Raw genomic sequence first — 25,425 nt, 5'->3', positions numbered from 1 at the left:
ACCTTGGTGAAGTTTGCGGCAGCGAAAACACCCATCCGGCATGGAACCTCTGCTCACCCCGCCGCCGGTGGTGACGCCGCCGTACTGCCAGCGCTTCAGACCCGGGGTGACTCTGGTTGAGGTCCCGGGCAGGCCGCCGGCCGCGATGACGATCTAGTCGTCGCGGTCAGGCGGCCTGCTCATGGGGGAGAACATGGGCGAGGTTGCGGATCGGGATCTGCTCCTGATCCAGCCATTTCGGTGGGATGAACTCGGGGATCCCGTGCACCATCCGGATCGACCACCCGCCGTGATGCACCTCGATGTGGTGGAACAGGCACAGGAGCACCGTGTTGCCGAGATCTGTCAGGCCACCGTCTGCCCATTCCGTCACGTGATGTGCCTGGCAGTAGCGGGGCCTGCGGTGGCATCCCGGCCTCGCGCAGCCCCGGTCGCGGGTGACGAGAGCCCGGAACTGTGCCGGGGACACGGTCCGTCGCGCCCGCCCCAGATCCAACACCTCGCCGCGGGTCCCGAGGACCGCAGGCACCACGTTCGCATCACACGCCAGCCGCCGCAGGTGCGCGATGCTGGTGTAGCCGATGCCGTCGATGAACGCCTCACCCGCACGGCGTTCCAACTCCTCCAGGCTGATCGTGACGATGATCAGGGCCCGGTCTCCGCCGACCAACGGGCGATCAGGAACGTTCGTCGCCAGCAGCACCACTTCCGCCAACGCATCGCCACGCCGCTGCTCCAACGTGCGACTGTCCTCCCGGCCGAACTCGTCGACCGGACGTCGTTTCGCCAGCGGGTCGATCAGGCCCACCAGGAACGCACCGTTCTCGGGATCGACCTCCCCGGTGAGGTGCAGCTGGCCGTCGTTGGCGCGGCGCCATCTCAGCCGCCGCAGCGGGTTTGCCGCTAGGTCCTTCGGGTCCTTCGGCGCGGTCTCGATGTCCCAGTACGCTTTCAACCGGTCCCCGGCGTGCCGCACGCTCAACGGCGCCGCTTGCAGGGCGAGGTCCACCAGGATTTTCTCTCCACTCGTCCGCAACCCCGGGTCGAGGTCAGTGGGCGCCTGGGCCATGATCCGATGGATCTCGGTGACATGCTCAGCGGTGATCGTGCCCGCCGCCAAGGCCTGTCCGGTCAACGGCATGGGCGTGGTGGCCTGGGCGACGCGGGCTTTCGCTTCCCGGGTCGAGAGCCGCAGTGCGCCGATCAGGAAGGTCGCGGTGTTGTGGTAGCCCTTCTCGACCCCCAGACCGCGGTTGTCGGCTTCACCGACCAGTTCCAGCATCCGTCCATATCCTTGGGACAGCAGGGTTTGTGCGCGCAGCAGGGTGGCGGTCAGCTCCCCGTCGGAGAGCTGCCAGACCGGCACCACCTGCTCGTCATCCACACCACAAATCTATCCGACCCCACCGACACAGAATCCGCACTTCGCAGCGGCGAAAAAATCGAATCCCTTATGTGTCAAGGAGTATGATCGCGAACGGAGCTGGACGTGTCCCCCATCGAGTGAACTTCCCGTGGAGGCGGGGATCTGCTGGTCTCGCCGCGAAGCGAGTCACAGACGCTACGCAACAACAAGTCTCGGCCTCGGCGCGCCGGCGCGCCGGAAACCCGACCAAAGACCACCCACCCAAAACGAGCGCTCGAGCTAGCGTTTGCGGCCGGGGACGCCGGGGCGGGTCTGCCACGGGTGCGGGCCGTCGAGGGGACGGTATTCGACGCCGAGCGCGTCCAGGCGCGGCAGGTGGTGCTCACGCAGGCGCGGCAGGAACTCGGTGTAGTCGCGGAGTGCCGCGGGCGTCCAGGCGACCTCGGCGAACGCCGACAGCCGCGGGAAACTCGCGTAGTCCACGCGCCGCACCGAATCGAGGTGCTCGGTCCAGACCTGGGCCTGCGTGCCGAGCAAACCCGTGGTGTCGGGCATTCCCTCGGGCACCGGCTCGTAGGCGTAGACGTCTTCGAGCGTGTGCAGGTAGCCGACCGGGATCGGCTCGCCGGGATGGTCGGACTGACGATGGTCGAGGTAGACGTACTGCTCCGGGCACATGACGACCTGGTGCCCGTCCTTCACCGCCCACACCCCGGCTTCCTCGCCGCGCCACGAACCGATGACCACCGGATGCGGCAGCTCGCCGATCTCCAGGACCTCGTCCCAGCACAACGCCTTCCGCCCGCGCGAGTGCAGATGCTCGACGATCTGCCGCACGAACCAGCCGTGCTTCTCGGTCGCGCCGGGGACCTCGTCGCCGCCGAGGCCGATGATCGGCGACGGGAAGATCTCCAGCACCTGGTCGAACACCGCGCGGAAGAAGTCCACTGTGGACTCCTCGGTGTTGAGCAGCGAAGTGCTGATGCCCCAGGAGGTCCACACCTCGTACGGCTCGCCGGGGCCGAGCTCCGGGTACGCCGCGATCGCCGCCCGCGCGTGGCCCGGGATGTCGATCTCCGGCACCACGGTCACCGCGCGCTCCGCGGCGTACGCGACGATCTCGCGCAGGTCGTCGACGGTGTAGAAACCGCCATGAGGCCTGCCGTCGCGCTCGGGACCGTCGTGGCGCCCGACCATCGACCCGGTCCGCCACGAGCCGACTTCGGTGAGCCGCGGGAACCGGGGGATCTCGATCCGCCAGCCCTGGTCGTCGGTCAGGTGCAGGTTCAGCACGTTCAGTTTGTGCGCGGCGAGCAGGTCGACGAACCGGAGCACCTCGGCCTTGGTCCGGAAGTTCCGTGCCACGTCGAGCAAACAACCGCGCCAGCTGAACCGCGGATAGTCCGTGACGACACCGCAGGGCAAAGTGGACTGTCCACTGGAGACAGTGCGGAACGCGCCCGGGCCGCGCAGCTGACGCAAGGTCTGCCGTGCGTAGAACTCCCCGGCGTCGTCCGAGCAGTCGATGGTCACCGAGTCCGGGGTGATCTCCAGCCGGTAACCCTCGGCGGGCTGCTCGGTCGACCGGCGCACGACGACGTCGACCGGCCACACGCACGATCCTGGCGCGGGGACGACCTCGACGGGCCGGGGAAGCAAGCTCTCGAAACCAAACACGCTCAGCCTTTCACGGCGCCGGCCATGCCCGACACCAGTCTGCGTTGCACGAGGATGAAGAACACCAGCACCGGGATCGTCATCAACGTCGACGAAGCCATCACCGCGCCCCAGTCGGTGTCCTCCGGTTTGAAGAACACCAGGATCGCCTGCGGCAGTGTCTGGTTCTCGGTCTTGGAGATGATGAACGTCTTCGCGAACAGGAAGTCGTTCCACGCGTGGATGAACGCCAGCACGCTGATCGCGACCAGACCCGGTGCCACCAAAGGGAAAAGGATCTGCCAGGTGAACCGCAGCCGGCTCGCGCCGTCGAGTTTCGCGGCCTCCTCGAGTTCCACCGGCACCGCGGCGACGAAGCCCCGTAGCATCCAGATCGCGAACGGCAGGCTGAACGCCAGGTGCACCAGCACCAGCGAGCCGAGTTCGTTGAGCCCGAACGCCGGCGCGACATCGCCCACTGAGCGCATCAGGAAGAACAGCGGGATCGTGAGCGCCTCGATCGGCACCATCTGTGCCACCAGCAACATCACCAGCAGCACGGTCCGGCCGCGGAAGTTGAAGCGGGTCAACGCGACCGCGGCGAGGAACGACATCAGCAGCGACAGCGCGACGACTGCGACAGCCACGATCACACTGTTGAGGAAGAACCCGCCGAAACCGGAAACCGTGAGCACCCGCTGGAAACTGTCGAGACTCGGCGCCAGTGTCCACGGCTTCGGGTTCGCCGACTGGACCTCGCCCGCGGGCTTGAACGCCGAGAGCACCATCCAGTAGATCGGGAACGCGACCATCGCGGCGATCACCACGGTCACGATTTCCGCGATGAGCCGCCCCGGCCGTTTCACCAGCCTGCGACGGGAAGGCTTCCGAGTGACTACAGCCATGCGTCGCTCCGCCTCTGCGACCGGACGTAGAGCCCGGTGATGGACAGCAGGAGCAGTGTCATCACGACACCGATCGCCGCGCCGAGCCCGTATTCCGAACCGGCGAACGCCTGCTGATAGGCGTACACGTTGAGCACGAGGTTGCGTCCCGCGACGCCACCGCCGTTGGTCATCACGTAGATCTGGGTGAACACCTTGAAGTCCCAGATGATCGACTGGATGGTCGCGATCATCACGAGCGGCCGCAGCATCGGCAGGATCACCGACTTCGCGATCAGGAACCAGGAAGCGCCGTCGAGCGACGCCGCTTCGAGGACCTCACCCGGAATGGCCTGGATCCCCGCGTACATGGTCACCATGACGAACGGGAACGAGCACCAGATGACCTCGGCGGCGACCAGCCCGAACGCGCTGAACGTGCCGTAGGTCCACGAGTGGTGGGCCATCCCGTCGAAGCCGATCCCGACCAGGATCTCGTTGACCAGACCGAAATCCGTGTCGAACAGGAACAGCCAGACGTACGATCCCGCCATCGCCGGTGTCGCCCACGCGCCGAGCGCGGCGAGGAACAGCAGCATTCGGGGGAGTGAGCGCACCCGCGTCGCCAGGATCGCGAGCGACGTGCCGACGAAGAGGCTGCCGATCACACACGCGCCCGCGAACCCGACGGTCTTCGCGAGCACGGTCCAGAACGTCGCGTTTTCCAGCAGCTGCGCGTAGTTCTCGAACCCGATGAACACCAGCGGCGCGGTGCCCGCGGCCTGCGGCTGGCCGTAGTCGAAGAACGAGATCAGGACCAGCTGGTAGATCGGGTACGCGAGCAGCGCGGCCAGCAGGATCGCCGCCGGGGCGAGGTACAGGACGGCCGCCCGGCCGTCACGGCGCCGCCTGCGCAAAGGCTTGGCAGGCGCCGCGACGGCGGGCGGGAGGAGTTGCTGGGTGGCCACGGCTAGCCGAAGGCCTTGTTCATCTGCTCGGTCGCCGCCGACAGTGCCGTGTCGACGTTCTGGCCGCCGGTCGCGACCTGCTGCACGGCCGTCGGGAGGACGCCCTGCGCGTCGATCTTGGACCACGCCGGCGTGCTCGGCACGAACTTCGTCCCGGCCTTGAGGGTGTCCACGAACGGCTTGAGGAACGGGTCGGCGGTGGCGACCTTCTGCTGCACACTGCTCAGCGTGGGCAGGTTGCCCATCGCGGTGTACATCTTCTCCTGGTACTTCGCGCCACCGAGCAGCTCGATGAACTCCAGCGACAGGCCGTGCTTCTTGCTGGCCGCGAACGTGCCGAGCAGGTTGCCACCGGCGAACGCCGGCGCGATCGAACCGGGCTGGGTACCGGGCAGCGGGACGACCGCGTACTTGCCCTTGACGTCACCCTGCTCGACGGCCTTGTGGTTGAAGTCGCCACCGATGGTCATCGCGGCCTTGCCGCCCGAAAACGCCTGCACGCTCTGGGTCCCGGTGAGGTTCGCGCACTGCTCCGGCGGGCAGATGTCGGGCTTGATGAGATCGGCGTAGGCCTGCACCCCGGCCTTGGCCTCGGGCGTGCCGAGCGCTGACGTCCACTTGTCGCCGTCCTGCTTGGCGATGTCACCGCCGGACGCCCACAGGAACGGGAGCATCGCGTAGGTGTACTTGCCACCGACGGAAATGCCGTACAGGTCCGGCTTCGCGGCCCGGATCTGGCGGGCCGTGGCCGTGAGCTCGCTCAGCGAAGTCGGCGGCTTCAAGCCGAGCTCGGTGAACACGTCGGTCCGGTAGTACAGCGCCCGGATCCCGGTGTACCAGGGCAGGCCGTAGACCTTGCCGTTGACCTTGGCCGTGTCGAGCACGGTCGGGAGGAGATCGGCGCCTTCCTTCCAGCCCTGGAGATCCGCGGTCAGATCGGAGAACGCGCCCGCCGCGACGTAGCTCGCCACGTCGGTGTTGCCGAACTCGGCGACGTCGGGCGCGTTCGCCGGATCGTTGAAGGCACCGGAGAACTTGTCCGCACGTCCCTCGACCGGGATCCACTGCACGTCGACCTCGACGCCGGAGTGGGCGGCGTTGAACTCGGCGATGGCCTCCTTCACGGCCGCTTCCTTGGGCGCGCGATTGGCTTCGTCGAACAGCCAGACTCGCACCGTGCCGGTCTTTTCGTCGCCACCGGCGCCGGCCGGGCCGGATTGTGCGGGCGCACAACCGGCGATGAGACCGAGCAGCGCGAGCCCGGTGAGGGAACGGCGGACATGCATTGTTTTCTCCAAACTGAGAAAAACTACAAAGGTATCTTCAAAGGAAACGAACGGAGTTGACCGACGGGATCGCGAGCGAGCCCGCGACTGTCCCCGGCAATCCGGTGGCCGCGTCACGCGGCAGCCAGGTGACGGTGCCGGAACGCTGGTTCGACACGTAGAAGCACCGCCCCGCCGGGTCGAGCGTGAGATGCCGCGGCCAGTTCCCGCCGGTCGCGACGCTGCTGAGCCGGGTGATCGAGGCGCCGTCGCCGGTCACGGAGAAGGTCGCGATCGTGTTCGGCCCGCGCACGGTGGCGTAGACGAACCGGCCGTCGGCCGACACGGTGATCTCGCCGGGGAACTGATCCCCGGTGCTGCCCGCCGGAATCGCCGAGACGACCTTGACGGGCGTGAGCTTGCCCTGCGCGGCGTCCCAGGAAGCCACGGTCACTTCGGCACGGAGTTCGCCGACGACATAGGCGTATTTTCCGTTCGGGTGGAACGCCAAATGCCGCGGTCCGGCGCCCGACGGAAGCTTGAGTTGCTGCCGCAGCTTGAGTTTCCCGGTGGCGAGGTCGAGCTGGTAGACGTAGACGGAGTCCGCGCCGAGGTCGACCGAGAGCACCCACTGTCCACTCGGGTCGGTGACGACCTGGTGGGCGTGGGCGGCCCGCTCGGCGCCGACGTGCTGGACGAGATCCGTCCGGTCGCCGAGCTTGCCGCCGGCCAGGATCGGGAGTACCACGACGGTTCCGGTGGAGTAGTTCGCCGCCAGCACGTACTTCTGGCTGGGGTGCACGGAAAGATGCGTCGGCGCTTCACCGCCCGAAGACTTCGTGTTGAGCGGCTTCGGGTTCGCCGGATCGGCCAGGCTGAGTGCCGAGACCGTTCCGGCGGTCGCCTCGTTCGTCACGTACAGCGTCTTGCGATCGGCGCTGACGTCGAACCAGGACGCGTCCTTGATCCCCGGGATCGTCCGATCCCGCACCAGCGCGGGGGCCGTGCCGGTGCGGTGGGCGACGTCGAGACCGTTGCCCACCGGGGGAGAACTGGTGTAGCTGCTGACGAAGATGGCGCCTTCTTCCGCGTAGCACTCCGTTGTTGACGCGCTTGCGACTGTCGAACCGAGAGCGGTGCCGAGTCCGGCCGCGCCGACGGCGCCGAGGAAACTACGCCGATTGAGCCCAGTCATCGTGGTTACTCCCTGTTGCTCAGAACATCCAGGTGGTTTAGACCACTGCCATGAGCAATGCTGCCACGCCGAAACCCGAAATTGAAAGGACTGTCTCCAGTACTGTCCAGGTTTTCAGGGTTTCGGGCACCGACATGTTGAAGTAGCGGGAAATGATCCAGAACCCGCCGTCGTTGACATGCGAGGCGATGATGGAACCCGCGGAGATCGCGACGACGAGCAGTGCCAGCTGGATCTGCGTGAAACCGAGCTGGGTCACCGTCGGCGCCATGATGCCGCTGGTGGTCACGATGGCGACGGTCGCCGAACCCTGCGCGATCCGCATGCCGCAGCTGATGACGTACGCCGCGAGGATCACCGGCAGACCGGCGTCGCTGAGCGAACCGGCGACGGCCTTGCCGATACCGGTCGCCGACAGCACGGCGCCGAAGAACGCACCGGCACCGACCACGAGCAGGATCATCGCGACCGGGCGCAGCGCGGCCGAGGAGAGCGCACCGAGGTCCTTGCCGGTCATGCCGCGTCGGGTGCCGAGCAGCCAGGACGCGAGCAGCACCGAGATGGTCAGCGCCACCGCGGGGGTACCGATGAACGCGGCGATACCGGACAGGGTGACCGCGTCCTTGGGCAGCCAGATACTGCCGAACGTGCCGACGAGGATCAGCACCAGCGGCACCGCGATGATCAGCGAGACCAGCTTGAGCGAGGGAAGGTTGTTGTCCTCTTCCTCGGTGCGCTCGACGATCATGTCCTCGGGGACCGGGATGTGGATGCGCTTGCCGATCCACGACGAGAACAGCACACCACCGATGAACCACGCCGGGATCGCGCAGACGATGCCCATCAGGATGATCCAGCCGAGTTCGACGTGCAGCAGGCCCGCCGCGGCGACCGGACCGGGGTGTGGCGGCAGGAAAGCGTGCGTGACGGACAAACCGGCCAGCAGCGGCAACGCGTAGAGCACGAGCGACTTGCCACCCTGCTTCGCCGCGACGTAGACCAGCGGCGCCAGCACGAAGATACCGATGTCGAAGAAGACGGGGATACCGAAGATCAGACCGGCGATACCCATCGCTAGTGGCGCGCGCTTCTCACCGAACGCCTTGAGCAGCGACCCGGTCAGCACCTGGGCGCCACCGGACTTCTCCAGGATCGCGCCGAGGATGGTACCCAGCCCGATGATCGCGGTGATATGCCCGAGTATGCCGCCGAAACCCTTTTCCAGCAGCGAATCGGACGCCTTTTGCGCGGAACCGACGATCGTGCCGACCGGCAGGCCCGCGGCCAGCGCGGTCAGCAGCCCGACCACGATCAGCGCGATGAACGGTTCCATCTTGAACTTGATGATCAGCAACAGCAGTAACGCGATCGAGACCGCCGCGAGAGTCAGCAGTCCCCCGGTGGAGGTTTGCAGCCAGTGGATCATTTCTTGCTCCCGGGATTTCTTAAGGAGTGACCGGCCAGTGAGCCGGTCGGTCGGCCGTCGTCGATCGCAGCGGTGCCATTGACGAACACATAGGGGATTCCGGCGGCCTGCTGGCGCGGGTCGTCGAAGGTGGCGGTGTCCCGCACGGTTTCCGGGTCGAACAGGACCAGGTCGGCGGCGTATCCGGCGCGCACCAGGCCCCGGTCTTCGAGCCCTAGTCGTTTGGCCGCGCGGCCGGTGAGATGGGAAACGCATTCGGACAGCCCGAGCACGCCGAGTTCACGCACGTAGCGCGAGAGATAACGCGGGAACGTGCCCCAGGCGCGGGGATGCGGTCGGCTGCCGACGAGCAGGCCGTCGCTGCCGCCGGTGTGCGTGCGGTGCCGCATGATCGCCTGGACGTTCTCCTCGTGTCCGACATGCATCAGGCACGACGTCCCGAGCCGCTCCGAGAGCAGCGTGTCGAAGTACAGCTCGGCGGCGGGGACTCCGCTCGCCAGCGAGGACGCGGCGACGGTGTACCCGACGAGGTGCTCGTTCTTGGCCTGCCGCACGCCGTTGATCTCAATGGTGTCCCAATCGATCGGCACGCCGTGGGCGCCGTCCGAACCGGTTTCCTCGATCTCGGCACGGATCTTCTCGCGGATGTCCACATCGGACAGACGGGCGAGCGTCGGTTCCAGGCCGCCTTCGGTCGACCAGCTCGGCAGCAGCGCCGAAAGGTAGGTCGCGCCCGGCAAATATGGGTAAGTGTCGAGACTGATGTCGAAACCCTCGTCGAGCGCGTCGTCGAGGAGTTCGAGCAGCTGCGGCGCTTTCCCTTTGTTCACCGAGAAGTTCATCGTCGCGTGCGCCAGGTGCAGCGGGCAGCCGGACCGGCGTGTGACGTCGACCATCTCGGCGAACGCTTCGAGCGCGCCCTGGCCGTAGCTGCGGTGGTGCGGGCTGTAGTAGCCGCCGAGCGTGCCGACGACCTCGCACAGTTCGACGAGTTCCTCGGTGCTCGCGTACATGCCCGGCGTGTAGGTCAGCCCGGACGACATGCCCATCGCGCCTTCACGAAGCCCGGTGGCCACGAGTTCCTTCATGGTGACCATTTCGGCGTCGGTCGGCGGCCGGTCGTTGAACCCGACGGCGAGCATCCGCACCGAACCCTGCGGCACCAGGTACGCGGCGTTGACCGCGATGCCCTGGTCCAGCCGGTCCAGGTACTCACCGACCGAGCGCCAGTTCCAGTCGAACCCGGCGGGATCGTCGTTCCAGCCCGCGAGCTGCTGGCGCAGCGCGGCGAGCGTGTCGTCGTCGACCGGTGCGTAGGACAGGCCGTCCTGGCCGAGTACCTCGCTCGTCACGCCTTGCGACACCTTGGCCAGGTGGTCCGGCTGGGCGAGGACCTGCAGGTCGGAATGCGAGTGCATGTCGATGAACCCGGGCGCCAGCACCAGATCGGCCGCGTCGATGGTCCGCTTTCCGGCCAGCGAGCCCGGTTCGGCGACGCTCGCGATCCGGCCGTCGGTCACGCCGACGTCGTGCCGGGTGATCGGGTCGCCGGTGCCGTCGGCTACTTGTGCTCCTCGGAACACGAGATCCATGGCGCCTTCCCTGCAATCGTAAGGAAACAGATCAAACAACACTAAAAGTAGGTCCGGACGAAGCCGACGACGGTTTCGCCGTCGACCAGCGGGATGAGCGGCCACTTGTCGAACACCGTGCACGGGTGGGACAGCCCGAGGCCGATCCAGTCGCCGACCTCGACCGGCGAATCCGCGGGCAGGACGAGGAAAGCGTGCTGGTCGTTGAGCTTGGTGACTTCGTGGCCTGCCAACGGTTCCTGAGCTTGCCCCGGCTTGCGGAGCAGTTGCGGCTCGGGCATGCCCTCGTCGAACGAAGCGTCACGCTTGCCGAGCGTCAGCAGCGCCAGGTCCGGGGACGGCATCGACGTCACCTGCGCCCACGCCCGGAACGCCGGGCGGAATGTGCCGACGCCGTCGATACGCGGGCTTTCGCCCAGCGGCGAGATGTGGCGGTAGAAGCCGTCGTCATGCGTGAGGTACGCGCCGCTGCGCAGCACGGGCAGGACGTCGAGTCCGTCGGGCCACCCGGAGGTGAGCGAGTCCGCGACCTGGTCGAAGTAGGCGCTGCCGCCGGCGGTGACCACGATCTGCTCGGTGTCGTCGAGGAAACCTTTGTCGTGCAACGCGATCGTCAAGGAACGAATGTCGTCCACATAGGACTTGACCAGCGCGAGGGACTCCGCGTCGGTGCCGTGCGACAACGCGCCTTCGTAACCGCCGGTGCCGATCAGGCGCAGTGCCGGGCTTTCGTGGGCGGCCTGGGCGACGGCGAGCGCGGTCGCGGTGTCACGGGCACCGGTGCGGCCGCCTTCCGCGCCGAGTTCGACGAGGACGTCGACCTTCCGGCGAGAGCCAATCGCGACTAGTTCCCGGGTCATCAGCTCGACGCCGTGGACCGAGTCGATCCAGCAGCTGAACTCGAAATCGGGATGGGCGTCCAGTTCCGCGGCCAGCCAGCGCAGCGCGGCCGGATCGACCAGCTGGTTGGCGAGCACTATGCGGGAGACGCCGAACGCGCGGTAAATCCGCAGGTGACCGGCGTTGGCGGCGGTGAGGCCCCAGGCGCCGAGTTCGATTTGCCTGGCCCAGAGCTGGGGTGCCATCGTGGTCTTGCCGTGCGGGGCGAGCTGGACACCCCGCGCCGCGCACCACCGCGACATGGTGCGCAGGTTGTGGTCGAGAGCTTCGGCGTCGAGGACCACGACCGGGCCGAGGAAGCCGTCGTCGAAGAGCTTGGGACGGCTCGCCGCCGCTTCGTCCAGGGTCAGCCCGCTGAGCGCCGAGGGGGTCGACCGGAACTGCCAGCCGATCCGTTCCGCGTGGATCGTGTCGAGTGCGGCAGCGTCCAGGGTGCAGGCGGCGTTCTTCGTGGGGCCCATCGCGATCACCTCGATTATTCGTGCTCACTGACCAGCTGGTTGCATATTGCGCAACGACCGTTGCGTCTGATGCGTTGCATAGGTGTAGCATCCGCACCGCAAGTGGTCAACGGTGAACGGATAACGGGGAGGCCTGCGGTGGCGAGCGCAGCTCAGGTGCTTTGCATCGGGGAGTCGATGGCGCTCTTCGTGCCGGCCGAGAACGGCCCGGCACACCAGGTGCGTAACTGGAAGCGGACGATCGGCGGCGCCGAGTCCAATGTGGCCTGTCATCTGCCCGCGCTCGGTGTGCCGAGTTCCTGGGTCAGCGCGGTGGGAAACGACCCGTTCGGGCAAGCGCTGCTGGACGAGATCGGCGCGGCCGGCGTGGACGTCGGCTCGGTCTACGTCGACCCGACGCGGCCGACAGGCTTGTACGTCAAGGAAAGCGGTGCGCAGGGCAGCCCGGTGCGTTATTACCGGACAGGCTCGGCCGCGTCCGGGATGGGGCCGGAACTACTGGCCGATCTCGATCTCGACGGCGTGCGCGTGATCCACCTGAGCGGGATCACCCCGGCCCTTTCGGACAGCTGTCTCGCCCTGGTGCGCGCGGTTCTCGCGGCACCTCGCGGGGAGACGCTGGTCTCGTTCGACGTCAACTTCCGGCCCGCTTTGTGGTCCGGGCGTGATCCGCATGTGCTGCGCGAACTCGCGAACGCGGCGGACATCGTGCTCACCGGCGACGACGAAGCTTTAGCCGTATGGGGGACAGGCGATCCCGAGGAACTGCGCAAGCTGCTGCCCGGCCCGCGAACGCTCGTCGTCAAGCACGGCGAACGCGGCGTGACCCTGGTCGAAGGCGACGAGCCGCCCGTGTTCGCGCCCGCGTTGCAGGTCGACGTCGTCGAGCCGGTCGGTGCCGGTGACGCCTTCGCCGCGGGTTTCCTCGCCGCCACCCTGCGCGGCGCCGATCCCGCGACGCGCCTGCGCAGCGGGCACCTGCAGGCCGCCTCCACCTTGCGCACCCACGATGATGTGGGCGAGCCGCTGCCCGCGGCCGTGATCACCGCGCTGCTCGCGGCCGACGAACAGGCCTGGGCGTCGGCGCGGCTCACCGACGAGGGAGTGGTGATGGCATGAGCCAGAGCTTGGACCGCGCGCTCGTGATCCTCTCCGAGCTGGCGAAGGACGCGAAGACGCTCGACCAGCTCGCCGAGCAGATCGACGTCCACAAGTCGACCGTGCTGCGGCTGCTGCGCACCCTGGAAGCGCACCATTTCGTGCGGCGCGAGGGCACGCGGTACTACCGGCTCGGCAGCGCGTTGTTCGACCTCGCGAACCAGGCGCTCGAAGACCGGGACGTCCGCCGGAGTTCGCAACCCGCGCTCGCGGAACTCAACTCGCGCACTGGGCACACCATCCACCTGGCGACCTATGAGGACGGTGAGGTCGTCTACGTCGACAAGTACGAGGGCCACCACTCCGTCCGGATGTACTCGCGGGTCGGGAAACGCGCGCCGGTGCACTGCACGGCCGTCGGCAAGGTACTCGTGGCGGCCATGGCGCCCGCCCGCCGCGCCGAGATCGCCGAATCCCTCGACTATCAGGTGCGCACCGGCAACACCATCACCAACCCGGCGGACTTCCTCGCCGAGCTGGACAAGGTGGCCAAGCACGGGTACGCGGTGGACAACGCCGAACACGAGGACTTCATCCACTGCATCGCGGCGCCGATCCGCGGTGCGGACGGGGTCGTCCTCGCCGCGGCGTCGATGTCGATCCCGAAAATACTGCTCGACTTCGACGGCCTGCTCGCGCTCGTACCCGAGCTCGTGGCGGCCGCCGACGACGCGTCCGTCCATAGTGGATGGACGGGGAACACCGAAAGGGGACAGTGATGGGCAAGGTCGCGATCACCACCGAGAACGCGCCGAAGCCGGTGGCCGCGTTCGCGCAGGCGTCGCGAAAGGGCAACATCCTGCAAGTGGCGGGCCAGGTCGCGTTCGACCCGGCGACCGGCGCCATCGTGGGAGACACCGTTGCCGAGCAGACCCGGCAGACGATCAAGAACGTCGAGGCCGTGCTCGAAGCGGCGGGCTCGAGCTTCGACGACGTGGTGATGGTGCGCGTGTACCTCACCGACACCAGCCACTTCGCCGAGCTCAACGAGACGTACAACACCCTGTTCAAGGAGCCGTACGCGGCTCGGACCACGGTCTACGTCGGCCTGCCCGCGGGCCTGCTCGTCGAGATCGACGTTCTCGCCGTCCTGGACTAGGACCGCCGCTGCGTTGCCACCATGGCAATTCCTACGATGGCCGCCAAGGTCGCGTTCAACGCGACTATGGCGGCCATGGTGGCATCTCATGGTGGCTGAGGCGCATAGCGGAAGGTTAGTGATTAATTAGCGCCGTCCTGAACGATCGACGTCGTGTCCGGGTTCGGGCATCTGCGGTGGATCTGAAGGAGTGGCAATGAGGAAGTTCTTGACCGGCGCGGCCACGCTCGCGTTTGCCGTCACCGGAGTCATGGCGAGTGCCCCGGCGGCCCAGGCCGCCGCGTCCGTTCCGGCTCCGTACAAACTGGTCAGCAGCTGCTCCGGCAGTATGGTCAGCGGGTTCCCGAAGGTGCTGAAGAATAGCCTCGGTGACACCCAAGGGAGCCTGCGGCTCTACTACTCCAGCGCGAACGGCGGCACCAACTGCGCCATCCTGTACGACGTGGCACCCGGGGCGCACCCCATGACGGTGACCCTCAAGCGGGCGAATCTTTCTTACCAGGGCTCGGATTCCGGCACCTTCGAGACCTACGCCGGTGGTGTCGCCGTCACCGGCGCGGCGAGCCAGTGTGTGTACACCTCCGGCACCCTTTCCATGGGTTCGCATTCCGTCGACAGGTTCAGCGTCAGCAGCGGAGCCGTCGGCTGCCCCTGATCCGTCCGTGTGGTGACCGGCTTTCGCGGCCGGTCACCACACGCTCAGAGGACGGACGTGTAGCCGTTGATGGCGGGCTGGCCGCCGAGGTGGGCGTAGAGGACGTTTGAATCCTTGCCGATCTCGCCGCTGCCGACCATGTCGATCAGCCCCGCCATGGACTTGCCCTCGTACACCGGGTCGGTGATGACGCCTTCCAGTCGCGCCAGCGTGCGTATCGCGTCCACTGTGGACTCGTCAGGGATGCCGTAGATCCCGGCGTGGTACCGCTCGTCGAGGATGACCTCGTCGTCGGCGATTTCCCTTGTCACACCTATTAATCCGGCCGTCGCCCGCGCGATGCGGCCGATCTGGTCGCGCGTCTCGGCGGGCTTGGCCGAGGCGTCGATACCGATGATCCGGCGCGGCTTCGTGCTTAGCGCGTTCCCCGCGATCATGCCGCCCTGTGTGCCGCCGGTGACCGAGCAGACGATCACGGTGTCGAAGAAGATCCCGAGTTCCTGTTCCTGTGCCTCGAGTTCGACGATCCAGTTCGCGAAACCCAGCCCGCCGAGCCGGTGATCCGAGCCGCCGGCCGGGATCGCGTACGGCTTGCCGCCGCCGGCTTCGATCTCCTTGACGGCCTGTTCCCAGCTCTCCTTGAAGCTGATGCCGAATCCGGCGTCGACGAGCCGGACATCGGCGCCCATGAGGCGCGACAGCTGGATGTTGCCGACGCGGTCGTAGAGCGGGTCCTCCCAGTCGACCCAGCTTTCCTGCACCAGCACGGCTTTCAGGCCCGCGCGGGCGGCCGCGGCGGCGACCTGGCGGGTGTGGTTGGACTGGACGCCGCCGATCGAGATCAGGGTGTCGGCACCGGCGGCGAGCGCGTCGGCGACGAGGTACTCGAGTTTCCGGGTCTTGTTCCCGCCGAAAGCCAGGCCGGAGTTGACGTCCTCGCGCTTCGCCCAGACGGCGGCGCCGCCGAGCTGCGCGGTGAGTCGTTCGAGCGGGTGGACCGGGGACGGGCCGAAGAGCAGCGGATAGCGGGGGAAGGAGTCCAGTGACATGGCGGCCTTTCAGACGTCGAGGAGCGGGGCCAGTTCGGCCCAGATGGTGCTGGTCACGCGGGTGGCTTCGTCGGCGTCGCCCGCTTCGATCGCGTCGATGAGCTGGTCGTGGCGCCGGATGGAGCGATGCGCGGGCAAGGTGCTGAAACGCGCGCGTTCAAGGCGTCGCAGGAGCGGGCTGTACTTGTCGAGCGTGGCCGCGACGGCACGGTTGCCGCAGATCTCGACCGGGACGTCGTGCAGTTCGTCGTCGGCTTCGATCGCCGCCTGGACGTCCCCGGCTTCGATCGCCGCGGCGAACCGCGCGTTGGCGTCGCGCATCGCGGTGATGTGGGCGGCGGTCAGCCGGGGGAGCGCGGCGCGGACGGCGAACTCGTGCAGCGTGCGCACCAGCTGCAGGGCGTCGCGGACGTCGTCGCTGACCACCGGCGCGACCCGGGTGTAGCTCTGCGGCTTGGACTCGACGAGCCCGTCGGCGACTAGCCGCGTCAGCGCCTGGCGCACCGGGGCGCGGGAAAGCCCCAGCTCCGCGGCGAGATCGGCGTCGCGCAGGTTCTCACCCGGCGCGAGGTCGCCCTCGATGATCGCGCGCCGGATCCGCTCGTACGCCTCATCCCTCAACAGGGACCTTTCCACCCTCACTAACCCACTCACATCTAAAATGTTAGCTCAGACCGCCGAATATGTCGACAACTTTTCCGTCAAGCAGGTTCACCCCACCGGAAAAGATGTCGACATATTCGCTAGTGGACGGGGCCGGTGAGCTTTTCGCCGGGGCCTTGGCCGGGCGGGTCGGGCACGACGGACGCTTCGCGGAAGGCCTTCTGTACTGACTGGAGGCCGTCACGCAGGGGGCCGGCGTGCGCGCCCAGGTACTCGACCGACGCCGTGATGAGCCCGGCGAGCGCGGTGATGAGCCGGCGGGCCTCGTCGAGGTCGCGGTGCGGGCTGGTGTCCGGGTCGGCGTCGGCGAGGCCGAGCCGCTCGGCGGCCGCGGAGAGGAGCATGACCGCGGCCCGGCTGATGACCTCTACGCTGGGGATGTCCTCGAGGTCGCGGACGTCCGGGGAATATGCGGGCTGCTGAGAAGGTTGATCCGACACGTCTGGTACCCTTCCACGTGCGACCAGCCCCTGAGTGATCGGGGGCGGCAAGTGGAGCCCCGCTCCCACCCGTGTGACCGTCTAGGTTTCCGGGTCCGGTCTCGTGAAACACGATAGTCGGTGTGATGCCGTCTGGATTGTTTGGCGAAAGCATGACGGCTGTAAGAGGCCGTCCGCTGATCGGAAAACAGGGCCCCGCGCGTCGGTGAGAAATCGCCGGTGACGGGGCCTGCGGTATGTGGGCACCAGGTCGAGTACGAAAGACCACTTTCCTCGGACCAAGGAGGCCCCATCAGTTCCGAGACACGCATCAACGACCGCATCCGGGTGCCGGAAGTCCGCCTCGTCGGACCCAACGGCGAACAGGTCGGCATCGTCCGGATCGAAGACGCGCTGCGGCTCGCCGAAGAGTCGGACCTCGACCTCGTAGAGGTCGCGCCGCAGGCACGTCCACCGGTGTGCAAGCTCATGGACTTCGGCAAGTTCAAGTACGAGAGCGCCCAGAAGGCGCGCGAGTCACGCCGAAACCAAGTCCTCACGGTGATCAAGGAGCAGAAGCTCCGGCCGAAGATCGACCAGCACGACTACGAGACGAAAAAGGGCCACGTGTCCCGTTTCCTCGCGGCCGGCAACAAGGTCAAGGTCACGATCATGTTCCGTGGACGTGAGCAGTCTCGTCCCGAGCTCGGGTTCAGGTTGTTGCAGAAGCTCGCCGAAGACGTGACAGAGCTTGGCTATGTCGAGTCTTCCGCGAAGCAGGACGGTCGCAACATGATCATGGTGTTGGCGCCGCACAAGAACATCAAGGCGGCGAAGCCGAAGGCCACAAAGGACTCCGAAGACGATTCAGCGGAGTCCCCAGCCTGACGCGGCCCGCCGCTCAACGGACGTCAGCAGCACACCGGACTCCGGTGTGCTGCCGCACGAAAGAGGACTACTAATGCCGAAGATGAAGACGCACAAGGGCACGTCCAAGCGGGTCCGCGTGACCGGCACGGGCAAGCTGCGCCGCCAGAAGGCCGGTCGTCGGCACTTGATGGAGAAGAAGTCCGCCAAGTACGCCCGCAGGCTCGAAGGCACGACCGAGATCGCCAAGAACGACGTTCCTCGCGTCAAGCGCCTGCTCGGCCTCTGAGCGACCTGACTTGTTCTAACCACCCGGGGCGCGGTGCGCCCCCTGAGATCGACAGGATGGACCAGTGGCACGCGTCAAGCGGGCGGTCAATGCCCATAAGAAGCGTCGCGCGACTCTCGAACTGGCCAGCGGTTACCGCGGCCAGCGCTCGCGGCTCTACCGTAAGGCCAAGGAGCAGACGCTCCACTCGCTCAACTACGCCTACCGGGACCGCCGTGCCCGCAAGGGTGACTTCCGCCAGCTGTGGATCACCCGTATCAACGCGGCCGCCCGGCAGAACGGTGTGACGTACAACCGCTTCATCCAGGGCCTCAAGGTCGCGGGTGTCGAGGTGGACCGCAAGATTCTCGCGGACCTCGCCGTCAACGACGCCGCCGCCTTCACCGCGCTGGCCGAACTGGCCAAGGCGAACGTGAACACCGGCGAAGAGAAGAAGTCGGCCTGACCAGGCATACCGCTCTTCCGCAACCCGGGGCGGATCCGTTCACCGAACGGACTCCCCGGGTTGTTGCCGCGCGGAAGCTGACGCGGCGCGCCGAGCGGGACAAGGCCGGGCGGTTCCTGGCCGAAGGCGCGAACGCCGTCGACGCCGCTTTGACCCGCGAACAGCACGAGCGCGGCTCGCTGCACGAGCTGTTCGTCGCGGAGCGGGCACTGGAGAACTCCGCCGCGCTGCTTCAGCGCGCGCAAGAACTCGACGTGCCGATCTCGCTGCTCACCGACCGAGCGGCCGACGCGCTGTCGGAAACCGTGACCCCGCAAGGGATCGTGGCCGTCTGCGAGCTGCTCGACCGTCCACTTGAGACCGTTCTCGGTGGCGAGGCGAAACTCGTCGTCGTGCTCGTGGACGTCTCCGACCCCGGCAACGCGGGCACCGTCATCCGGGTCGCCGACGCGGCCGGGGCCAGTGCGGTGATCCTGGCGGGCGAAACCGTCGACCCGCACAACGGCAAATGCGTGCGCGCCGCCGCGGGCAGCCTCTTCCACGTGCCGATAGCCCGAGTCCGCGACGTCGGCGCCGCTCTCGCGGCCTGCTCGGCCGCCGGGCTCCGCACGCTGGCGGCCCACGGTTACGCCGAGGAACAGCTCGACTCGATCGAGCTCGCGACGCCCACCGCCTGGGTGTTCGGCAACGAAGCGCACGGCCTGCGGCCCGAGGTCCTCGAACTGGCCGACACCGCCGTCCGGATCCCCATCTACGGCGAGGTGGAGAGCCTGAACCTGGCCACCGCGGCCGCCGTCTGTGTCTACGCCAGCGCGATGGCCGCTCACAAGGCGTGACTTCCCGCCGGAGCCGAGGGTTACCGGTCGGGTCCGCCCGGCGATCCCATAGACTCCATAACCAATTGCTCACGTGGGCTTCTGCCTGCGCGTAGCTGCCGAACCCAGTAACAAGCTTCGCCGAGGAGTTATGTCCGGAGCCACCGAAGAGCAGGACCCGAAGCCGGGCGAGATTCTCGCGCCGGAAACCTTGCGGGCTGCGATAAAGAAGGCCGAAACGGACTTCGAAGCGGTATCCGACCTGGACGCGCTCGCCGCTGCCAAGCCGGCCCATCTTGGCGACCACTCCCCGCTGCTCCTGGCTCGCCGGGAGATCGGGGCGCTGCCCAAGAAGGAGAAGGCCGAAGCCGGCAAGCTGGTCAACGAGGCGCGTCAGGCCATCCAGGCCGCTTTCGACGCCCGCCGCGCCGTGCTGCAGGCCGAGCGCGACGAGCACGTCCTGCGCGAAGAGGCCGTCGACGTCACGCTGCCGTGGGATCGGGTGCCCCGCGGCGCCCGGCACCCCATCACGACCATCTCCGAGCGCATCGCGGACGTCTTCATCGCGATGGGCTACGAGATCGCCGAGGGCCCGGAGCTCGAAGCCGAATGGTTCAACTTCGACGCGCTGAACTTCGGCAAGGACCACCCCGCGCGTCAGCTGCAGGACACCTTCTACGTCGGTGAGCCGGACTCGGGCATGGTGCTGCGCACGCACACCTCGCCGGTCCAGGCGCGCACGCTGCTGCACCGGGACCTCCCGGTGTACGTGGTGTGCCCCGGCCGGACGTACCGCACCGACGAGCTGGACTCCACGCACACGCCGGTCTTCAACCAGGTCGAAGGACTGGCGGTGGACAAGGGCATCACGATGGCGCATCTCAAGGGCACCCTCGACGCGTTCGCCAGGGCGATCTTCGGCGAGAACTCGAAGACGCGCCTGCGCCCGCACTTCTTCCCCTTCACCGAGCCGTCCGCCGAGGTGGACGTGTGGTTCGAGCAGAAAAAGGGTGGCGCGGGCTGGGTCGAGTGGGGCGGCTGCGGCATGGTCAACCCCAACGTGCTGCGTGCCTGCGGTGTCGACCCGGAGGTCTACTCCGGGTTCGCCTTCGGCATGGGAATCGAGCGCACCCTGCAGTTCCGCAACGGAATTCCGGATATGCGCGACATGGTGGAGGGTGACATCAGGTTCACCCTCCCCTTCGGAACGGAGGCGTGAGTGCGAGTCCCCGTCAGCTGGCTGACCGAACATCTCGGTCTGACTGAAGCTATCGAGCCGCAGGAACTCGCCGACGCCTTCATCCGCATCGGCATCGAGGTGGACGACCTCCGCCCGCTCGCGCAGGTCACCGGTCCGCTGGTGATCGGCCGGGTCGTGGAGATCGAAGAGCTCACCGAGTTCAAGAAGCCGATCCGGTATTGCCAGGTCGAGGTCGGCGAGGACGCCGCCGCCGAAGAGACCGCGCATCCGGATCACGCCGACCACGTGGACGGCGACGAGAACCCGTCCGGTCTGCGGACCCGGGGCATCGTCTGCGGTGCCACGAACTTCGTCGAGGGCGACCTCGTCGTGGTCGCGCTGCCCGGCGCGGTGCTGCCCGGCGGGTTCGAGATCGCCGCGCGGAAGACCTACGGTCATGTCAGCGACGGCATGATCTGCTCCGCGCGTGAGCTGGGCCTCGGCGAGGAGCACAACGGCATCATGGTGCTGCCCTCGGCCACGGCGAGCCCCGGTGACGACGCCCACGAGGTACTCGGCCTGGACGACACCGTCATCGAGGTCACCCCGACCCCCGACCGCGGTTACGCGCTTTCCATCCGCGGGCTCGCCCGTGAGCTGTCGAACGCGCTCGACCTGCCGTTCGGCGACCCGGCCTCGATCGAGCTGCCCGAAGCCGAAGGCGACGCGTGGCCGGTCCACATCGAGGACACCGAAGGCTGCCCGCGATTCGTCCTGCGCCGGGTCACCGGCCTGGACGCCGGCGCGCCGACGCCGTGGTGGATGCGCCGCAGGCTGATGCTGGCCGGGATCCGGTCGATCTCGCTGGCCGTCGACGTCACCAACTACGTGATGCTCGAACTCGGGCACCCGCTGCACGCCTTCGCGACCAAGGCCATCCAGGGTGATCTGGTGGTACGCAAGGCGAAGCCCGGCGAGAAACTGACCACTTTGGACGATGCCGTGCGCGTGCTCGACCCGGACGACGTGGTCATCGCCGACGACAGCGGCGTGATCTCCCTGGCGGGCACCATGGGTGGCGCCACCACGGAGATCAACCTGGAGACCACCGACGTTCTGCTCGAAGGCGCGCACTGGAACCCGGCGTCGATCAGCCGGACAGCGCGGCGGCACAAGCTCTTTTCCGAAGCGGCCAAGCGGTTCGAGCGTTTCACCGACCCGCAGCTGTGCGCGGTGGCCGTCGAGATGGCGGCCCGGCTGCTGCGCCAGTACGGCGAAGGCGCCATTCGCCCTGGCCGCACCGACGAGGGTGGTGTCGAGCCGCTTCCCCCGGTGACGATGCCCATCGGCCTGCCGGACAAGGTCGCCGGGGTGAGCTACGAGCGCGGCGTGACCGTGCGGCGGCTCAACCAGATCGGCTGCACCGTCAAGATCGGCACCGGTGACGACGGCAAGGGCTTCGTCACGGCGTTCCCGCCGAGCTGGCGTGGTGACCTCGTGCAGCCCGCGGACCTGGTCGAGGAGGTGCTGCGGCTGGAGGGACTCGACAAGATCCCTTCGACGCTGCCCGCCGCGCCCGCCGGCCGCGGCCTGAGCGAGTCCCAGCGTCGCCGTCGCACGGTTTCCCGTGCGCTGGCCGAGGCCGGTTACGTCGAGGTGCTGCCGTTCCCGTTCGTCTCGGATGCGACCTGGGACGCCTTCGGGCTGGCCGAGGACGACGTCCGGCGCCACACGGTGAAGGTGTTCAACCCGCTGGAGTCCGAAAAGGACCGGCTGGCCACCACCCTGCTGCCCGGCTTGCTGGATACGTTGCAGCGCAACGTTTCCCGTGGCTTCAAGGACATCGCACTGTTCCACATCGGGCAGGTCTTCCTGCCCGGCGCGAAGCCGCTCCCGGTGCCCGATCTGGGCGTCGACCAGCGGCCGACCGACGAGGAGCTCGCGCTTCTCGAGGCTTCGGTACCGCCTCAGCCGGTGCATGTCGCCGCCGTCCTCAGCGGCCAGCGTCAGCGCGCCGGTTGGTGGGGCGAGGGCGAGCCGGCGAGCTGGGCGGACGCCGTCGAGGCGGCCCGTACCATCGCCGCCGCGGCCGGGGTCGAGCTGACGGTCCAGGCTTCGGATCTGCTGCCTTGGCACCCGGGCCGCTGCGCGCAACTGCGTGTCGGCGACTGGCCGATCGGTCACGCGGGTGAGTTGCACCCGAAGGTGATCGAGGCACTCGGCCTGCCCAAGCGGACGGTGGCGATGGAGCTTGATCTCGACGCCATCCCGCTGCTCGACAGCAGGCCCGCGCCGCGGATCTCGACGTACCCGCCGGTGCTGCTCGACGTCGCGCTCGTCGTGGACGCCGGGGTTCCCTCCGCGGAGCTCGGGACCACGATCGAACGGGCCGGTGGCGAGCTGCTCGAGGGCATCGAGCTGTTCGACGTCTTCAGCGGTGAGCAGGTCGGCGAAGGCAAGAAGTCGCTGGCGTACAAGCTGCGGTTCCGCGCGCCGGACCGCACGCTCACCGTCGACGAGGCGATCGCGGCCAAGGACGCCGCTGTCGCCTCGGCCGCGGAACGCTTCGGCGCGACTCTGCGTGCCTAGACGAGCTGCAGCTAGCCGAGATGCTTGAGGGCCTCGCGCCTGGAAAGTCCTGACAGCCCCGGGTGGTGTTCGACGAAAAGTCGGACCCACCCGGGGTTTGTTTTCGCGTACTCCCGCAGCGCCCAGCCGATGCCCTTGCGCAGGAAGAAATCCGGGTCTTCGACGTTCGCCTCGATGGTGTGGGTGAGCAGTTCGGTGTCCGTCGCGGCCTTGGCGCCCACCTGACAGAGCACCGACGTCCGCCGCCGCCAGCGATCCGCGTCGCGGGCCCACTCCCGCATCTTCGGCGTGAGCACGGCCGGTTCCGCGCGAAGGATCGGCCCGATCCGCCGGATCGCGATCTCGTCGACGAAATCCCACCAGGCCCCGGTCACCACCAGCTCCTCGTAGAGCGGCAGCAGCGACGAATCCTGCCAGCCCGCATAAGCGCGATGTCCGGCGAGATCGAGCGCGACGTACCTTTCCTCCCGAAATTCCGCTTCGCGCCACAGCGTCAAAACGGCTTTCGTGAATAATTCTCGATTCGGCAGCGGATACTCGGCGATCAACCTTCGATTCAGCACCGTCCGCCCCGGTTTGGGCACGCCACGGAACGGCATCTCGGACTTCATGTACGCCTGCATCTCCGGTGCTTTCGCGGGATCCGCGAGGTCGGCGAGGCCACTGCGCGCCGCCGTGGCGAACTCGTCCGCGATGTCCATTTGCCCGCGTTCCTTCCCGAAGTACCAACGAAAGACGGATGGTGAAACTCGTGTCGTTGGACGAGGTTATTCGCAAGTCTCGGTAGTTTCCTGTCCTGACCTTTCCGAAGAACCGGGACAAACGTCGACGAAAAGGAAAAAAGTGAACAGATTCGTTGCCGCACTCGCGGCTACGGGCCTTGTCGCCAGCACCCTGGCCATGGCACCCATGGCCGCGGCGGCTCCCGCCGCGGCGCCGGAGTTCACCCCGGCGGCCATCAGCTGGGGACCTTGTCAGACGCAGGGCCTGAAGAACGCGGGCGCCGAATGCGGTTTCCTCGTCGTGCCGATGGACTACGCCAAGCCCGCCGGTGAGAAGGTCTCGATCGCGGTCTCGCGGGTCAAGCACACCACCGCGTACCAGGGCATCATGGTCGTCAACCCGGGCGGCCCCGGTGGTTCCGGCCTCGGCCTTTCGGTGCTCGGCAAGTACGTGCCGAACAACGCCGGCGCCGCCTACGACTGGATCGGTTTCGACCCGCGCGGGGTCGGTTCCAGCAAGCCCGCGCTGACCTGCGACGGCAACTACTTCAGCTACAACCGGCCGGACTACGTGCCGACCACGCCGCAGCTGGAGAAGACCTGGCTGGACCGCTCGAAGGGGTACGCCAAGGCGTGCGCGAAGAACGGCCCGCTGCTCGAGCACATCAAGACCACCGATGTCGCCCAGGACGTCGACAGCCTGCGCAAGGCGCTGGGCGAGAAGCAGATCAACTACTACGGCTTCTCGTACGGCACCTATCTCGGCCAGGTGTACGGCACGATGTTCCCGAAGAACGTCCGGCGCATGGTGCTCGACAGCAACGTCGATCCCCGCAAGGTCTGGTACCAGGCCAACCTGGACCAGGACGTCGCGTTCGACGCCAACATCAAGGTCTACTTCGACTGGGTCGCCAAGTACGACAGCGTCTACCACCTCGGCACGAGCGGCTCCGCGGTGGAGAAACTCTGGTACGCGCAGCAGAAGAAGCTCGACAAGACGCCTGCGGGCGGGGTCATCGGCTCGGACGAGTGGACCGATGTCTTCCTGCAGGCCGGGTACTACGTCTTCGGCTGGGAGGACATGGCCAACGCCTTCGCCGGCTGGGTCCACGACGGTGACTGGCAGACGCTGAAGGAGCTTTACGACAGCTCCAACGCTCCGGGTGACGACAACGGTTTCGCCGTCTACAACGCCGTGCAGTGCACGGACACGCAGTGGCCGACGAGCTGGAACAAGTGGCGGTTCGACAACTGGATCACCTACTTCCGGGCGCCGTTCGAAACCTGGGGCAACGCGTGGTTCAACGCGCCCTGTGTGTTCTGGCCAGCCAAAGCCGGGAAACCGGTCAACGTCGACGGCGGCAAGGTGCAGAGCGCGCTGCTGATCGGTGAGGAGCTCGACGCGGCCACGCCGTTCGCGGGCAGCCTCGAGGTGCGCAAGCGCTTCCCGAACTCCAGCCTGATCGGGGCTCCGGGCGGCACCACCCACGCCGGTTCGCTCAACGGTGTCGCTTGTGTGGACAACGCCGTCGCCGACTACCTCGCCACCGGCAAGCTGCCGGCGCGCAAGTCGGGCAACCGGGCCGATGCCGAATGCTCTCCGGTGCCTCAGCCTGTTCCGGCGGGTGCGACGGCCAAGGCCGATCGCTCTGACCGCAGCACGGCGAAACTGCCCGCCGAGTTGCGCAAACTGGTTGGCGCGCAGTTGACGCGCAGCTAGCACCAGGAAGAACCGCTTCACCGTGGCGCCCCGGCGTGTTCC

At 67.4% G+C, this 25,425-nt stretch carries 24 protein-coding genes; 11 read left to right on the top strand and 13 right to left on the bottom strand.

The features are described 5' to 3' along the window. Positions 1 to 166: 166 nt before the first annotated feature. From VGP60_RS25920 to VGP60_RS25880, 9 genes are all read right to left on the bottom strand, one after another. Complete coding sequence (locus VGP60_RS25920) at positions 167 to 1,384, bottom strand: HNH endonuclease signature motif containing protein (RefSeq protein ID WP_327550702.1); 1,218 nt, start codon at positions 1,382 to 1,384, stop codon at positions 167 to 169. Positions 1,385 to 1,645: 261 nt separating this feature from the next. Next, the gene (locus VGP60_RS25915) at positions 1,646 to 3,043 is read right to left on the bottom strand and encodes a beta-N-acetylhexosaminidase (RefSeq protein ID WP_327550701.1); all 1,398 of its coding nucleotides are present in this window, start codon (positions 3,041 to 3,043) and stop codon (positions 1,646 to 1,648) included. 2 nt (positions 3,044 to 3,045) lie between these two features. Continuing rightward, the gene (locus VGP60_RS25910) at positions 3,046 to 3,927 is read right to left on the bottom strand and encodes a carbohydrate ABC transporter permease (protein WP_327550700.1); all 882 of its coding nucleotides are present in this window, start codon (positions 3,925 to 3,927) and stop codon (positions 3,046 to 3,048) included. Then, complete coding sequence (locus VGP60_RS25905) at positions 3,918 to 4,874, bottom strand: sugar ABC transporter permease (RefSeq protein WP_327550699.1); 957 nt, start codon at positions 4,872 to 4,874, stop codon at positions 3,918 to 3,920. The genes VGP60_RS25910 and VGP60_RS25905 overlap by 10 nt, the downstream gene beginning before the upstream one ends. Positions 4,875 to 4,876: 2 nt before the next feature. Beyond that, positions 4,877 to 6,160, bottom strand: a complete 1,284-nt coding sequence (locus tag VGP60_RS25900) for an extracellular solute-binding protein (protein ID WP_327550698.1) — start codon at positions 6,158 to 6,160, stop codon at positions 4,877 to 4,879. 37 nt (positions 6,161 to 6,197) lie between these two features. Further along, on the bottom strand, positions 6,198 to 7,334 hold the full coding sequence (locus VGP60_RS25895) for a lactonase family protein (protein WP_327550697.1): 1,137 nt from the start codon (positions 7,332 to 7,334) through the stop codon (positions 6,198 to 6,200). Between the two features lie 37 nt (positions 7,335 to 7,371). Then, positions 7,372 to 8,760, bottom strand: coding sequence for a gluconate:H+ symporter (locus VGP60_RS25890; protein ID WP_327550696.1), 1,389 nt, complete (start codon positions 8,758 to 8,760; stop codon positions 7,372 to 7,374). After that, entirely contained in the window at positions 8,757 to 10,352 is a 1,596-nt protein-coding gene (locus tag VGP60_RS25885) for a D-aminoacylase (RefSeq protein WP_327550695.1), read from the bottom strand. The genes VGP60_RS25890 and VGP60_RS25885 overlap by 4 nt, the downstream gene beginning before the upstream one ends. Positions 10,353 to 10,393: 41 nt before the next feature. Continuing rightward, positions 10,394 to 11,713: an amino acid deaminase gene (locus VGP60_RS25880; RefSeq protein WP_327550694.1), complete on the bottom strand. Its 1,320-nt coding sequence runs from the start codon at positions 11,711 to 11,713 to the stop codon at positions 10,394 to 10,396. Between the two features lie 177 nt (positions 11,714 to 11,890). On the opposite strand from VGP60_RS25880, the gene VGP60_RS25875 reads away from it, so the two are divergent. The 4 genes from VGP60_RS25875 to VGP60_RS25860 all read left to right on the top strand — a co-directional run bounded on the left by VGP60_RS25875 (position 11,891) and on the right by VGP60_RS25860 (position 14,625). Continuing rightward, positions 11,891 to 12,832, top strand: a complete 942-nt coding sequence (locus VGP60_RS25875; RefSeq protein ID WP_414640406.1) for a sugar kinase — start codon at positions 11,891 to 11,893, stop codon at positions 12,830 to 12,832. Then, positions 12,829 to 13,590, top strand: coding sequence for an IclR family transcriptional regulator (locus VGP60_RS25870; protein WP_327550692.1), 762 nt, complete (start codon positions 12,829 to 12,831; stop codon positions 13,588 to 13,590). The genes VGP60_RS25875 and VGP60_RS25870 overlap by 4 nt, the downstream gene beginning before the upstream one ends. Beyond that, positions 13,590 to 13,970: a Rid family detoxifying hydrolase gene (locus tag VGP60_RS25865; protein WP_327550691.1), complete on the top strand. Its 381-nt coding sequence runs from the start codon at positions 13,590 to 13,592 to the stop codon at positions 13,968 to 13,970. The genes VGP60_RS25870 and VGP60_RS25865 overlap by 1 nt, the downstream gene beginning before the upstream one ends. A gap of 196 nt (positions 13,971 to 14,166) precedes the next feature. Continuing rightward, complete coding sequence (locus VGP60_RS25860; RefSeq protein WP_327550690.1) at positions 14,167 to 14,625, top strand: hypothetical protein; 459 nt, start codon at positions 14,167 to 14,169, stop codon at positions 14,623 to 14,625. 44 nt (positions 14,626 to 14,669) lie between these two features. Here VGP60_RS25860 and VGP60_RS25855 read toward each other — a convergent pair whose 3' ends face one another. The 3 genes from VGP60_RS25855 to VGP60_RS25845 all read right to left on the bottom strand — a co-directional run bounded on the left by VGP60_RS25855 (position 14,670) and on the right by VGP60_RS25845 (position 16,777). Beyond that, on the bottom strand, positions 14,670 to 15,674 hold the full coding sequence (locus VGP60_RS25855; protein WP_327550689.1) for a 1-aminocyclopropane-1-carboxylate deaminase: 1,005 nt from the start codon (positions 15,672 to 15,674) through the stop codon (positions 14,670 to 14,672). Between the two features lie 9 nt (positions 15,675 to 15,683). Next, the gene (locus tag VGP60_RS25850) at positions 15,684 to 16,295 is read right to left on the bottom strand and encodes a GntR family transcriptional regulator (RefSeq protein ID WP_327550688.1); all 612 of its coding nucleotides are present in this window, start codon (positions 16,293 to 16,295) and stop codon (positions 15,684 to 15,686) included. 122 nt (positions 16,296 to 16,417) lie between these two features. After that, the gene (locus tag VGP60_RS25845; protein WP_327550687.1) at positions 16,418 to 16,777 is read right to left on the bottom strand and encodes a DUF1844 domain-containing protein; all 360 of its coding nucleotides are present in this window, start codon (positions 16,775 to 16,777) and stop codon (positions 16,418 to 16,420) included. A gap of 219 nt (positions 16,778 to 16,996) precedes the next feature. Here VGP60_RS25845 and infC point away from each other — a divergent pair, with 219 nt between their 5' ends. The 6 genes from infC (at position 16,997) to pheT (ending at position 22,941) form a co-directional block, all read left to right on the top strand. Continuing rightward, positions 16,997 to 17,644, top strand: coding sequence for a translation initiation factor IF-3 (infC, locus tag VGP60_RS25840; protein ID WP_327550686.1), 648 nt, complete (start codon positions 16,997 to 16,999; stop codon positions 17,642 to 17,644). A gap of 73 nt (positions 17,645 to 17,717) precedes the next feature. Continuing rightward, positions 17,718 to 17,912: a 50S ribosomal protein L35 gene (gene rpmI, locus VGP60_RS25835; protein ID WP_327550685.1), complete on the top strand. Its 195-nt coding sequence runs from the start codon at positions 17,718 to 17,720 to the stop codon at positions 17,910 to 17,912. Between the two features lie 64 nt (positions 17,913 to 17,976). Further along, positions 17,977 to 18,357 carry a 50S ribosomal protein L20 gene (gene rplT, locus VGP60_RS25830; protein WP_327550684.1) on the top strand — a complete coding sequence of 127 codons (381 nt, stop codon included), beginning with the start codon at positions 17,977 to 17,979 and terminating at the stop codon, positions 18,355 to 18,357. Then, positions 18,354 to 19,193, top strand: coding sequence for an RNA methyltransferase (locus tag VGP60_RS25825; RefSeq protein ID WP_327550703.1), 840 nt, complete (start codon positions 18,354 to 18,356; stop codon positions 19,191 to 19,193). The genes rplT and VGP60_RS25825 overlap by 4 nt, the downstream gene beginning before the upstream one ends. Positions 19,194 to 19,323: 130 nt before the next feature. Further along, positions 19,324 to 20,391 (top strand): phenylalanine--tRNA ligase subunit alpha, encoded by a 1,068-nt coding sequence (pheS, locus tag VGP60_RS25820; protein WP_327550683.1) that lies wholly within the window; start codon positions 19,324 to 19,326, stop codon positions 20,389 to 20,391. After that, the gene (gene pheT / locus VGP60_RS25815; RefSeq protein ID WP_327550682.1) at positions 20,392 to 22,941 is read left to right on the top strand and encodes a phenylalanine--tRNA ligase subunit beta; all 2,550 of its coding nucleotides are present in this window, start codon (positions 20,392 to 20,394) and stop codon (positions 22,939 to 22,941) included. It abuts the gene before it with no gap. Between the two features lie 11 nt (positions 22,942 to 22,952). Here the strand turns inward: pheT and VGP60_RS25810 are convergent, their stop codons facing one another. Continuing rightward, entirely contained in the window at positions 22,953 to 23,642 is a 690-nt protein-coding gene (locus VGP60_RS25810) for a DNA alkylation repair protein (protein ID WP_327550681.1), read from the bottom strand. Between the two features lie 142 nt (positions 23,643 to 23,784). On the opposite strand from VGP60_RS25810, the gene VGP60_RS25805 reads away from it, so the two are divergent. After that, on the top strand, positions 23,785 to 25,383 hold the full coding sequence (locus tag VGP60_RS25805) for an alpha/beta hydrolase (protein WP_327550680.1): 1,599 nt from the start codon (positions 23,785 to 23,787) through the stop codon (positions 25,381 to 25,383). Positions 25,384 to 25,425 lie beyond the last annotated feature (42 nt).

Origin of the sequence: Amycolatopsis sp. (genome assembly GCF_036008905.1) — a bacterium.
GTDB lineage: Bacteria > Actinomycetota > Actinomycetes > Mycobacteriales > Pseudonocardiaceae > Amycolatopsis.
This window is presented reverse-complemented; position numbering and strand designations above follow the sequence as displayed.